12 protein-coding genes, 1 tRNA gene and 1 pseudogene are annotated in these 11,141 nt (G+C 52.4%); 9 read left to right on the top strand and 5 right to left on the bottom strand.

Features of this window, described 5'->3' with window-relative positions; translation table 11 throughout:
• Together C5687_RS03665 and bglJ are read left to right on the top strand one after the other, a co-directional pair.
• Nucleotides 1-241 (top strand): annotated as a pseudogene (locus C5687_RS03665) (DNA-binding response regulator); the annotation flags it as partial.
• Entirely contained in the window at nt 238-873 is a 636-nt protein-coding gene (gene bglJ / locus C5687_RS03660; protein ID WP_104556423.1) for a DNA-binding transcriptional activator BglJ, read from the top strand. The pseudogene C5687_RS03665 and the gene bglJ, both read left to right, overlap by 4 nt.
• 38 nt (nt 874-911) lie before the next feature.
• Here the strand turns inward: bglJ and C5687_RS03655 are convergent, their stop codons facing one another.
• Entirely contained in the window at nt 912-1,370 is a 459-nt protein-coding gene (locus tag C5687_RS03655) for a YbaK/EbsC family protein (RefSeq protein WP_025757470.1), read from the bottom strand.
• Between the two features lie 328 nt (nt 1,371-1,698).
• On the opposite strand from C5687_RS03655, the gene C5687_RS03650 reads away from it, so the two are divergent.
• Nucleotides 1,699-3,045, top strand: coding sequence for a PTS sugar transporter subunit IIC (locus C5687_RS03650; RefSeq protein ID WP_047957705.1), 1,347 nt, complete (start codon nt 1,699-1,701; stop codon nt 3,043-3,045).
• Nucleotides 3,046-3,139: 94 nt separating this feature from the next.
• Here the strand turns inward: C5687_RS03650 and fhuF are convergent, their stop codons facing one another.
• Both fhuF and C5687_RS03640 read right to left on the bottom strand, forming a co-directional pair.
• Nucleotides 3,140-3,928: a siderophore-iron reductase FhuF gene (fhuF, locus tag C5687_RS03645; RefSeq protein ID WP_104556422.1), complete on the bottom strand. Its 789-nt coding sequence runs from the start codon at nt 3,926-3,928 to the stop codon at nt 3,140-3,142.
• A 95-nt stretch (nt 3,929-4,023) separates the two neighbouring features.
• Complete coding sequence (locus C5687_RS03640; protein WP_025757474.1) at nt 4,024-5,088, bottom strand: GGDEF domain-containing protein; 1,065 nt, start codon at nt 5,086-5,088, stop codon at nt 4,024-4,026.
• A 215-nt stretch (nt 5,089-5,303) separates the two neighbouring features.
• Between C5687_RS03640 and C5687_RS03635 the strand changes: the two genes are divergently transcribed.
• A complete protein-coding gene (locus C5687_RS03635; protein ID WP_202911288.1) occupies nt 5,304-5,573 on the top strand; it encodes a DUF1435 domain-containing protein in 270 nt (89 codons plus the stop codon).
• A gap of 38 nt (nt 5,574-5,611) precedes the next feature.
• Here C5687_RS03635 and C5687_RS03630 read toward each other — a convergent pair.
• Both C5687_RS03630 and rsmC read right to left on the bottom strand, forming a co-directional pair.
• Nucleotides 5,612-5,698, bottom strand: a tRNA-Leu gene (locus C5687_RS03630).
• 172 nt (nt 5,699-5,870) lie between these two features.
• Nucleotides 5,871-6,899, bottom strand: coding sequence for a 16S rRNA (guanine(1207)-N(2))-methyltransferase RsmC (gene rsmC / locus C5687_RS03625; protein WP_059386286.1), 1,029 nt, complete (start codon nt 6,897-6,899; stop codon nt 5,871-5,873).
• A 102-nt stretch (nt 6,900-7,001) separates the two neighbouring features.
• On the opposite strand from rsmC, the gene C5687_RS03620 reads away from it, so the two are divergent.
• From C5687_RS03620 to osmY, 5 genes are all read left to right on the top strand, one after another.
• The gene (locus tag C5687_RS03620) at nt 7,002-7,415 is read left to right on the top strand and encodes a DNA polymerase III subunit psi (protein WP_025757479.1); all 414 of its coding nucleotides are present in this window, start codon (nt 7,002-7,004) and stop codon (nt 7,413-7,415) included.
• Nucleotides 7,384-7,827, top strand: coding sequence for a ribosomal protein S18-alanine N-acetyltransferase (gene rimI / locus C5687_RS03615; RefSeq protein WP_025757481.1), 444 nt, complete (start codon nt 7,384-7,386; stop codon nt 7,825-7,827). Before C5687_RS03620 ends, rimI begins: the two co-directional genes overlap by 32 nt.
• A 19-nt stretch (nt 7,828-7,846) precedes the next feature.
• Nucleotides 7,847-8,524: a pyrimidine 5'-nucleotidase gene (gene yjjG, locus C5687_RS03610; RefSeq protein WP_025757483.1), complete on the top strand. Its 678-nt coding sequence runs from the start codon at nt 7,847-7,849 to the stop codon at nt 8,522-8,524.
• Between the two features lie 91 nt (nt 8,525-8,615).
• Nucleotides 8,616-10,205: a peptide chain release factor 3 gene (prfC, locus tag C5687_RS03605; protein WP_045284844.1), complete on the top strand. Its 1,590-nt coding sequence runs from the start codon at nt 8,616-8,618 to the stop codon at nt 10,203-10,205.
• Nucleotides 10,206-10,504: 299 nt separating this feature from the next.
• The gene (osmY, locus tag C5687_RS03600) at nt 10,505-11,122 is read left to right on the top strand and encodes a molecular chaperone OsmY (RefSeq protein ID WP_104556421.1); all 618 of its coding nucleotides are present in this window, start codon (nt 10,505-10,507) and stop codon (nt 11,120-11,122) included.
• Nucleotides 11,123-11,141 lie beyond the last annotated feature (19 nt).

Below are 11,141 nucleotides of genomic sequence, written 5' to 3'. Positions count from 1 at the left end.
TAAGGGATGGGGTATTAACCAAATCGCCACGTTGCTCAAAAAGAGCAATAAAACGATTAGCGCCCAAAAAAACAGTGCGATGCGACGGCTCTCCTTACGAAGTAATGCCGATATGTACGCCTGGATCAACAGTACGCAGGGAATGAGAGAGCTGAGTTTAATGTCAGCCTATGGAGAGTTCGAGGAATGGAAAAAACCGATTCACCAAGACATATCGCCGTCATCGAAAATTGCACGATGAGTGCTATTGGGCTACAGAATCTTTTTACTCTGTCCACGCTGAACCATTATCAGCTGCACCTGTTCAGTGAATTTGACAGCTTTAAGAAGGCTCTTCATCAGGTCAATTTTTTCTCGCTCATCTATTCACTTTCCGATGCGCGAGAAGAACGGCGTAACTGCCTGGCACATCTGCGGGACCTCGCGTTCACGCATAGTCATATCCAGCGCATTATCCTGGTCTCTGATGTGACAGAGGCTCGGTTAATTAGCCATCTTTCGCCGTCACGTCTTCACGGCGTGGTCAGTAAGTCAATGACGCTTGAGCAGTTGCAGAACGAATTCGTGGTGTTGTTAAGTGAAACGCTGCGCATCAATGACAATATGCTCAATCACTGGTACCACAGTCAAAACAGGATGTTAAGCCCAACGGAAAGGGCAATTCTGCGTTACATGTCTTGCGGTTATTCCATTCCTGAAATCGCGGCTGAGCTTGAACGCAATATTAAGACCATTCGGGCGCACAAGTTTAATGCGATGGTGAAGCTGGGGGTGAATTCTGACGTAGGGCTACTCGATGCGGCGGATATTCTTACCCATCTTCCGGCAAGGGATCCGCAAAGTTTGGCCCTCAGTAAGGCCACATTTTTATAATCCGTCTTATACGCGCCAGATGGACTCTGGCGCTTCGGTCAGATGCAGACATCAACCCATTTTGCGGAAGTCAGCTCTGCCATTCTGTCAGGTGAAATACGCACAGCACTGTGGATGGCGCCTGCGGCTGGCAGCACTTCAGCATACTGCTTTAAAGAGACATCGCAGTAGACTGCGAGTGGATTTTCCAGTCCGAATGGGCACACACCGCCAACCGGATGACCGGTAATGGTAACCACTTCATCACTGCTGAGCATGCGCGCTTTCGCACCAAAGGTGTCTTTCAGTTTTTTGTTATCCAGACGCGCATCGCCTTTCGCCACCACCAGAATCACTTCATTCTTCACCTTCAGTGACAGGGTTTTGGCGATCTGTCCCGGCTCAACACGATGGGCGGCAGCAGCCAACGCAACGGTAGCAGTACTCTGGCTAAGCTCGATGATGTCTATATCCGGCGCGTTGTCGGCAAAAAACTGCTGTACAGACTGCAAACTCATTGTTTCCTCCTGACAAATATCCTGCGTAATCTGTCATAAGAAATTATGCTCTGTAAATATCTCTTAAGTAACAAAGATCCCGGACGGCAAAATTCTGGATCCCCTTCACAATCACGGAAACCGGTTACAGTAACCGGTTGCAGAGCGTGGTGCGTAGATTAATACTGAGTACGTAACGTCCCCTGTATCCAATAATAAGAGCAAATTATGAAACCATTTCGTCTGAGCAGTACCGCGGGTACACAAGCCAGCAAGGTTGTGAAGCTAATTTATGGAACAACGTACGGCGCGAATGCGCCTGTAATAAACGTCTGACAGGAGATCTGCCATGTCTGCCAACCATGCTGCGTTTAACCTGATATTCCGTTTCGTTGAAAATTACGTCAGCCCGATTGCCGGGCGGATCTCTTCCCAGCGTCATGTTATGGCTATCCGCGATGGGTTCATCTCCGCGATGCCATTTATGATTGTGGGTTCATTTTTATTAGTGTTCGCTTACCCTCCATTTTCGCCGGATACCACCTGGGGCTTCGCACGCGCCTGGCTGAATATGGCGAAGCAATTTGAAGGCCAGATCCTGACGCCGTTTGATATGACGATGGGTATTATGTCCATCTATATTTGTGCGGCCATTGCCTACAACCTGGGTAAACACTACGTCAAATCACATCAGCTGGATCCGTTTATGTGCGCCATGCTGTCGCTGATGGCGTTTCTGCTTGTTGCGGCACCGAAAACTAAAGGCACGCTGCCCGTCGACAGCCTGGGTGGAACAGGGATTTTTACGGCGATTCTGGTGGCCATTTACTGCGTTGAGATGATGCGTTTCCTTAAAGCGCATAATATCGGTATTCGTCTTCCGGACCAGGTTCCACCGATGATCAAAAACTCTTTTGATCTGTTGATCCCGGTGCTGGTGGTGGTATTGACCCTCTATCCGCTCAGTCTGGTGATTCAGTCACAGTTTGGCATGCTGATCCCGCAGGCGATTATGTCGGTCTTTAAACCGCTGGTTTCCGCGGCAGATTCGCTGCCAGCCATTCTGCTGGCCGTGCTGATTGGCCATCTGCTGTGGTTTGCCGGGATCCACGGTGCCGCTATCGTCTCCGGGATGCTGCAGATGTTCTGGTTGACTAACCTTGGCGCAAACCAGACCGCGCTGGCCGCCGGTCAGCCTCTGCCGCATATTTTCATGGAAGCGTTCTGGACGTTCTTTATCGTGATTGGTGGGTCGGGCGCCACAATGGGACTGGTGATTTGCTATCTGCGCAGCCGTTCCGCTCATTTACGCTCTATTGGGCGTTTAAGCGTGGTGCCCAGCTTCTTTAACATTAACGAACCGGTCATTTTCGGTACGCCGATCGTGATGAACCCGGTGTTCTTTATTCCCTTCCTGCTGGCTCCGATGGTCAACGCTGTGCTGGCCTGGGCGGCAATGACCTTTGATCTGATTGGCCGTGTCATCTCTGTGGTACCCTGGACGGCACCGGCGCCGATAGGCGCAGCGTGGGCCCTGGGATGGGATTTCCGCGCAGCGATCCTGGTTGTGGTTCTGGCCTGCGTATCGGCAATCATCTACTTCCCGTTCTTCAAAGTTTACGAGAAACAGCTGCTGGAGCAGGAAGCGGAAGAAGCGCAGCGTAACGCGGAAGAGGATAATCAGCAGGTGGCCTAGGTAAAAGCAAAACGGCAACGCAGGTTGCCGTTTTTAGTTTTTGCTCCCTCTCCCCGTGGGAGAGGGCTAGGGTGAGGGCATCAGGCTGAGCCGACTATTTCAGCGTGCAATCCCCGCACTGCTTAACGTCCGGCAGGCGATAGCGCTGGCAGCAGGTGCGGCGCACCAGAAGCCCATCACGAAGTACAACGGTACGGAATAACGGGTTGTCTCGGCCGTCGGAAAGCTGTTTTGCAAAGAAACAGGACTGACGCAGAGCATCAACACTCTCCTCACCGAGCAGCGGCTTCATTTCCGTGAGATACCAGTGGATTAAATAGCCGGTATTGCTCCAGATAAGCTTCCCGTTAATCTCTCCCGTGGCTTCCAGCGCATCCACGACCGGGATCAGCGCCCGTGTGATCAACAGCTCCATCCGTTCCCGGGCAGTCAGTCGCTCTGCGCTCTGGTCTTCATGAAGATCAATCCAGAAACAGGCCGCGCGTCCGGTTTCGTGAAACTCGACGTGGAAATGCTCAGGTGAGAGTTCCAGCATGCTCTTCTGCGTTAACAGCGCCAGCATCAGCGGAGGCACCATCAGTCCGATATACCATTGCGCCCAGAGAGAGAGCAGGGGCTTATTTTCCCGCGTCATGGCAGGCTGATTGCGATAAATATGGTCGGAATAGGTGGCAAGCAGCGATTGCAGTTTTGCCGGTTGACGCCACTCTGCGAGCGTCATGGCGTGATGCGGGTGTGCTTCATCAAGCCGGATAAAGTCCAGCAGGTGGGCGCGCGTTTTGGCAATCTTATCCCGTATGGCATCCGCAAGCGAAACATTCCCGCTGGTGAAGGGGGCTCGCCAGAGGAGTGGCTCGACAATATGTGCGGTATGCGTGGCCATAGTTTGGATAGAAATCTAAATGATAATGATTGCCAATCCTAACTATTGCTCATACCAATGGCAAGACTTTTGTCCTGGTGACGTTGCCGTCGTGTTTACGCCGTCTGCAACTCTTCACTCAACAGAATATTGTTGCGCCCCATATGCTTGGCTTCGTAGAGCGCTTTATCCGCTTTTTCCAGCGCGCCTTCTACGTCGTCATTCTCGAAAATGGCGATACCAATGCTGATGGTGACATTTGTCGCGACGCTTTCGTTAAACAAATGCGGGATTTTCAAATCGTAAACTTTCTGACGGATCCGCTCTGCAGTCTGGCGGGCATGCTCAAGGGAAATATTGGTCAGCAGCACCATAAATTCTTCCCCACCAAAACGCGCCACAATATCGCGAGAACGCACGGCATCGCGGATGGCGGCAGAGACACGTTTCAGTGCCTGGTCGCCCATCATATGACCATAGTGGTCGTTATAGGCTTTGAAGTGATCGATATCCATCAGCAGGACGAAGTGCTCGCCATTTTCTACCGTCGGCAGGTTTTCCAGACGGCTTTGCAGACCACGACGATTATAGAGTCCGGTAAGAGGATCCATCATGCTCAGGTCGGTCAGGGTCTCTCGTTCTTCCAGCAAGCGAGAGAGCAACTCCTGCGCGAAGCGATCGTTACGTCGTTGCAAAATGTTATGAATGGCAATTGCCACGACAGGAAGTGCGAAAGAGTAGGACATTCTCAGCCATATATCGTGTTCACTTAGCCACAGGCAGACAATAAACGCGGGCAGTGAGTGCAGGGTAAATGCTTTGATATTACTGGCGAATGCCAGCGTCCCGATAAAAAGCACGGTTAACAGGGCGATTAACAAATAGGTCGTTTGGTCGTGGGTAATTAAGGCGAATTTGGAGGCAATTTGCCAGGCCCACAAAATACCGAAGATCGCTGAAACGACAGGAATATTTATCTTCCGCGCTCTCTTTCTCCAGTGCCAGACGAACAGACCGGTACTGATAGAGAAAATAGCAATCAGGGGGGCAGATAACACGCGTACCGAATTGAGCGGATTTGTTACCGAGAACACTGCAGAGGTTGCGTTCAGAAATAAAAATAAACGTAACGATAATTGATATTTTCTGTGAACCAAAGACCGCCAGGATTGTGATGTCATAGTCGTGTGTTTTTATTAAAATTTAATTAAAACAAATAAGTAGGTGTTGTTTCGCAATAAAATATGCAAAAAACTCAAAGAGTAATTATCAGAAAATCTTTAGATGTTGTTAACAGGTGCGCAATTTATCACCTTAGGCAATTCCTGTCATTACGGGAAAGGTAAAGGTCGGTGGTTTTTAATTCATTCAGCTGACAAATGATAATCTTTGCCATATGATATTGGTTATCATTATCGTTTTAAGAGGCGGAACCATGTTGCACAGGGCGCTGGGAAGTGGTTGGGGGGTATTGCTACCGGGAGCCGTTCTCGGCGGGTTGATGTTTGCCGATCTCTCCCTTGCTGTCTGGAAAGCCATTATCGTGGCAGCACTATTAGTCACGTCAGCCATGATTTGGCACAAGCAACTGCGCCACTTTGTGTTACTGCCATCCTGTGTCGCACTGGTCAGTGCAATGCTGGTGATACTGATGAGTCTGAAATAACAGGGAGAAGAGAACATTCAGAAGGGGTGTAAGATAATTGGTGCGAGGGGGGGGACTCGAACCCCCACATCCGTAAGGACACTAACACCTGAAGCTAGCGCGTCTACCAATTCCGCCACCTTCGCATACCATCGATACTGTAAAAGTATCGTAACCACGGAGGCGCATTCTAGATGTTTTCAGCTTTACGTCAACAGAAAAGTGCGCGTGATGCCTTGATTGATGCAAAAATGGCCGATAGGCGCGTCGTGTATGGCCGGATGGCGCATTCGCTTATCCGGCCTGGAGGGGCGGTGATTACTTTTTGGCCTGACGGGTCATCACGGTGCGGTAGACTTTAAAACGTCCCGTCTGGGCGATGACTTCGTGGAAGCCGAAGGTTTCATCCAGCACTTTCGGGTATGCCAGGAAGGCGTTCGCGACGATGCGCAATTCACCGCCGCTGTTGAGATGGCGCACTGCACCACGGATTAGCGTTTGCGCGGCTTCGAGGCTGGTCTCCATGCCGTCGTGGAACGGTGGGTTAGAGATGATCATATCAAAACGACCGGTGACATCAGAAAAGACGTTACTGGCAATCACGTCGCCTTCAATACCGTTAGCGGCAAGCGTTGCGCGGCTGGCCTCTACCGCCGGTGCGCTGACGTCACACAGGGTTAAACGGACTTTAGGAGAATGGCTGGCGAGCACGGTTGCCAGCACGCCCGCACCGCAGCCGACATCCAGCACTTTGCCTTTGGTATGCGGCGTGAGGGTGGAAAGCAGCAGCTTGCTGCCCGCATCCAGGGCGTCACGGCTGAACACGCCCGGCAGGGTTTTAATGGTCAAACCGTCAAGCGTGTATTCGTCCCAGAATGTCGCGGCATCAAATGTTGCCTGTTTTTCCAGACGGCCATGGTACAGGCCACAGCGGCGGGCGCTGTCGACTTTATTCAGCGGGGCATACTCTTCCAGCATCTGCTCTGCGCTTCTCACGCCGCTGCGGTTCTCACCGACGACGAAAATATCGCAGCCGACCGGCAGCAGGGAGAGCAGGTTCATCAGCTGGAACTGGGCTTCCGGTTTGTTCTTCGGCCAGTAGTAGATCAGCGTATCGCAGTCGGCGATATCGTTCTGCTCTGCCACCAGGCTAAAGCGCGCGCGCTCGCCCATCTGGCGGCTCAGCACCTGCCAGTGATGGTAATATTGGGTATGGGCACGGCTTTCAGCACAGTCGAAACGCGCAGGCAGGTCATCCTGCATATCTCCGGCAAACAGAATACGGCTTTCTTCGAAATCATCACTGTGACGCAGCAAGACTTCACTTGCCGGGGTAAATGCAGACATGAATTGTTCCTCAATAAACTCAGGCGGGGATTATAGTAGGTAGATGGCGCAGTTTCGACACATTTGCTATATTTGCGCGCCTGAGAGACAGGAGTTTTCCCTATGACATCCCGACGAGACTGGCAGTTGCAGCAGCTGGGCATCACCCAGTGGGCTTTGCGTCGCCCGACGGCGTTGCAGGGCGAAATCGCCATCTCCATCCCGGCGCACGTTCGCCTGGTGATGGTGGCGGAAGAACTGCCTGCCCTGAATGAACCCCTGATCGGTGATGTCCTTCGCAGCCTGAAGCTGACGGCCGACCAGGTTTTACAGCTGACGCCAGAGCGGGTCGCTATGCTGCCTCCTGACAGCCGCTGTAACAGCTGGCGTATTGGAGAGGCAAATGCGATCCCGCTCCAGGGAAGCCAGATCTGCACGCCAGCGCTGGACGAACTGAAAGCCAACCCAAAAGCGCGAAGCGCGCTATGGCAACAAATCTGCGAATATGAACACGATTTCTTCCCTCACGACGCCTGACCTGACCACAGCGTTTGCGATTGAAACACGCGCCCATGCGTTTCCGTGGAGCGAAAAAACCTTCGCCAGTAATCAGGGCGAACGGTATCTCAACTACCGCCTGGATGTTGACGGCACCATGGCCGCCTTCGCGATTACGCAGGTTGTTCTGGATGAGGCGACGCTGTTTAATATCGCGGTTGATCCTGCGTTTCAGCGCCGTGGGCTGGGAAGAGAATTGCTTACGCACCTCATCCGTGAGCTTGAAACCCGTGACGTTTTCACCCTGTGGCTGGAGGTGCGCGCGTCGAATGTCGCCGCCATCGCGCTCTATGAAAGCTTAGGCTTTAACGAGGCGACAATCCGCCGTAACTACTACCCCACCGCAGAGGGACGTGAAGACGCCATTATTATGGCTCTGCCGATTGGATAACGAAAATAAGGTTGTAACGATGAAATGGGACTGGATTTTCTTTGACGCCGACGAAACGCTGTTTACGTTCGATTCGTTCGGGGGTCTACAGCGGATGTTTCTCGACTATAGCGTGACCTTCACCGCTGAGGATTTTCAGGACTATCAGGCGGTCAACAAACCGCTGTGGGTGGATTACCAGAACGGTGCCATCACCGCGTTACAGCTTCAGCATCAGCGCTTTGACGTCTGGGCGGAACGCTTAAATGTCAGTCCGGGAACGCTGAACGAGGCCTTCCTGAACGCCATGGCCGATATCTGTGCGCCGCTGCCGGGGGCCGTGTCGTTGTTGAATGCACTGAAAGGCAAAGTAAAACTGGGGATCATCACCAACGGTTTTACCGCCCTGCAGCAGATCCGCCTTGAGCGTACCGGCCTGCGCGATCATTTCGACGCGCTGGTGATCTCGGAAGAGGTCGGCGTGCCGAAACCGGATCCGCGTATTTTCGATTATGCGCTGGCGCAGGCCGGCAACCCTGACCGCGATCGCGTCCTGATGGTGGGTGACACCGCAGAGTCAGATATTCTGGGCGGCATGAATGCCGGTCTGTCGACCGTCTGGCTTAACGCGCATGGCCGCGTGAAGCCTGAAGGCATCGAGCCGACCTGGACCGTGACGTCGTTGAACGAACTGGAGCAACTCCTGTGTAAACAATGATTGCCTGCCCCCTGTTGATGGGTAAAATAGCCGCAATTTTGTATTCCATGATGCGTGGCGTGCTGCCGCGCTTATATAAGAAGATTTGATTATGACGTTGTCTCCTTATCTGCAAGAGGTGGCCAAGCGCCGCACTTTTGCCATTATCTCACACCCGGATGCCGGTAAAACGACCATCACCGAGAAGGTGTTACTGTTCGGACAGGCTATCCAGACTGCGGGTACCGTTAAAGGCCGTGGCTCCAGCCAGCATGCAAAATCTGACTGGATGGAGATGGAAAAGCAGCGTGGTATTTCGATTACCACCTCCGTGATGCAGTTCCCGTATCATGACTGCCTGGTGAACCTGCTGGATACCCCGGGCCACGAAGACTTCTCTGAAGATACTTACCGTACCCTGACAGCGGTGGACTGCTGTCTGATGGTCATCGACGCCGCGAAAGGGGTAGAAGACAGGACACGTAAGCTGATGGAAGTGACCCGTCTGCGCGATACGCCGATCCTCACCTTCATGAACAAACTCGACCGTGACATCCGTGACCCGATGGAACTGATGGATGAAGTGGAAAACGAGCTGAAAATCGCCTGTGCGCCAATCACCTGGCCCATTGGCTGCGGTAAGCTGTTCAAAGGGGTGTATCACCTCTACAAAGACGAAACTTACCTGTACCAGACCGGTAAAGGCCACACCATTCAGGAAGTGCGCATCGTGAAAGGTCTGGACAACCCGGATCTGGACGCGGCTGTTGGTGAAGAGCTGGCCGCGCAGCTGCGTGACGAGCTGGAGCTGGTGAAGGGCGCGTCTCACGAATTCGATAAAGATCTGTTCCTGAGCGGTGAAATCACCCCGGTCTTCTTCGGTACTGCGCTGGGTAACTTTGGCGTTGACCACATGCTCGATGGTCTGGTGGAGTGGGCGCCGCAGCCGATGCCACGCAAAACCGATACCCGTGAGGTGGAAGCGAAAGAAGAGAAATTCACCGGCTTTGTCTTCAAAATTCAGGCCAACATGGACCCGAAACACCGCGACCGCGTGGCCTTTATGCGCGTGGTGTCCGGTAAATATGAAAAGGGCATGAAGCTGCGCCAGGTGCGTATCGGTAAAGATGTGGTGATCTCCGACGCGCTGACCTTTATGGCGGGCGACCGTTCGCACGTGGAAGAGGCGTATCCGGGCGACATTATCGGGCTGCACAACCATGGCACGATTCAGATCGGCGATACCTTCACCCAGGGCGAAATGATGAAGTTCACCGGTATTCCGAACTTCGCCCCGGAACTGTTCCGCCGTATTCGTCTGAAGGATCCGCTGAAACAGAAACAGCTGCTGAAAGGCCTGGTTCAGCTCTCCGAAGAGGGCGCGGTGCAGGTGTTCCGCCCCATCGCCAACAACGATCTGATCGTAGGGGCCGTGGGTGTGCTGCAGTTCGACGTTGTTGTTGCGCGCCTGAAGAGCGAATACAACGTGGAAGCGATTTATGAATCAGTGAACGTGGCGACCGCGCGCTGGGTTGAGTGTTCTGACGTGAAGAAATTCGAAGAATTTAAGCGTAAGAATGAAGTTCAGCTGGCGCTGGATGGCGGTGATAACCTGACCTATATCGCCCCAACCATGGTGAACCTCAACCTGACTCAGGAACGTTATCCTGACGTTCAGTTCCGCAAAACGCGCGAACACTAATCCCCTCTCAGAGCACGGCAGTCGCCGTGCTCTTCTTTAATTCCTGTCTTATTAATCCCTTGCGGAATGTTCTTAATTCACTGCATTTTCGCGCTTTTTGCACGTTTTTTACCCGAATCTGAAAGCGGCTCTGTGAGAGTGATCTATATTTAACTCAGTGTTTAGCACCGGGTATGGATAAATTGACTGTTCAATGCATGACTTTAGGTTATCCATTTCGTCTGCGTGTTTATTCGCAATATATATAACTACTAAGGAAGTATGTAGCCCGAATAACGGGTAAACACAGGAATAGATCGATGAATATGACAAGACTGAAGATTTCTAAAACTCTGCTGGCTGTAACACTGGGTAGCGTTTTGGCTAGCGGCTCCGCGCTGGCGGAAAGCACCACCATGGATAAAGCACAGTCCACGGCGGATACCGCAGGGCAAAAAATCGATAGCTCTATGAATAAAGTCGGCAATTTCATGGATGACAGCTCAATCACAGCAAAAGTGAAAGCCGCACTGGTGGATGACGAAGCCATCAAGAGCACCGATATTTCCGTCAAGACCGACAAGAAAGTGGTCACGCTGAGCGGCTTTGTCGAAAGCCAGGCTCAGGCGGAACAGGCGGTGAAAGTGGCTAAGGGCGTCGAAGGTGTCGCCTCCGTTAGCGATAAACTGCACGTTCGTGACAGCAAAAACGCGTCGGTGAAAGGTTATGCCGGTGATGCTGCCACCACCAGCGAAATCAAAGCTAAACTTTTAGCAGATGACATCGTGCCATCCCGTAAGGTGAAAGTGGAAACCACCGATGGTGTGGTACAGCTTTCCGGTACGGTTGATTCTCAGGCGCAAATTGAACGCGCCGAATCTATTGCGAAAGCCATTGATGGTGTGAAAAGCGTTAAAAACGATCTGAAAGCGAAGTAAATCTGGACCATTCGCCCGT

The organism is Enterobacter sichuanensis (assembly GCF_002939185.1).
GTDB lineage: Bacteria > Pseudomonadota > Gammaproteobacteria > Enterobacterales > Enterobacteriaceae > Enterobacter > Enterobacter sichuanensis.
Note: the sequence above shows the minus strand (reverse complement) of the source record. Positions and strands in the feature narration are given on the sequence as shown.

What these genes read in the sequence shown, in the direction of transcription:
- bglJ (WP_104556423.1), top strand. Translation starts at nt 238, where the DNA reads ATGAGTGCTATTGGGCTACAGAATCTTTTTACTCTGTCCACGCTGAAC.
- C5687_RS03655 (WP_025757470.1), bottom strand. Translation starts at nt 1,370, where the DNA reads ATGAGTTTGCAGTCTGTACAGCAGTTTTTTGCCGACAACGCGCCGGAT.
- C5687_RS03650 (WP_047957705.1), top strand. Translation starts at nt 1,699, where the DNA reads ATGTCTGCCAACCATGCTGCGTTTAACCTGATATTCCGTTTCGTTGAA.
- fhuF (WP_104556422.1), bottom strand. Translation starts at nt 3,928, where the DNA reads ATGGCCACGCATACCGCACATATTGTCGAGCCACTCCTCTGGCGAGCC.
- C5687_RS03640 (WP_025757474.1), bottom strand. Translation starts at nt 5,088, where the DNA reads ATGACATCACAATCCTGGCGGTCTTTGGTTCACAGAAAATATCAATTA.
- C5687_RS03635 (WP_202911288.1), top strand. Translation starts at nt 5,304, where the DNA reads ATGATATTGGTTATCATTATCGTTTTAAGAGGCGGAACCATGTTGCAC.
- rsmC (WP_059386286.1), bottom strand. Translation starts at nt 6,899, where the DNA reads ATGTCTGCATTTACCCCGGCAAGTGAAGTCTTGCTGCGTCACAGTGAT.
- C5687_RS03620 (WP_025757479.1), top strand. Translation starts at nt 7,002, where the DNA reads ATGACATCCCGACGAGACTGGCAGTTGCAGCAGCTGGGCATCACCCAG.
- rimI (WP_025757481.1), top strand. Translation starts at nt 7,384, where the DNA reads ATGAACACGATTTCTTCCCTCACGACGCCTGACCTGACCACAGCGTTT.
- yjjG (WP_025757483.1), top strand. Translation starts at nt 7,847, where the DNA reads ATGAAATGGGACTGGATTTTCTTTGACGCCGACGAAACGCTGTTTACG.
- prfC (WP_045284844.1), top strand. Translation starts at nt 8,616, where the DNA reads ATGACGTTGTCTCCTTATCTGCAAGAGGTGGCCAAGCGCCGCACTTTT.
- osmY (WP_104556421.1), top strand. Translation starts at nt 10,505, where the DNA reads ATGAATATGACAAGACTGAAGATTTCTAAAACTCTGCTGGCTGTAACA.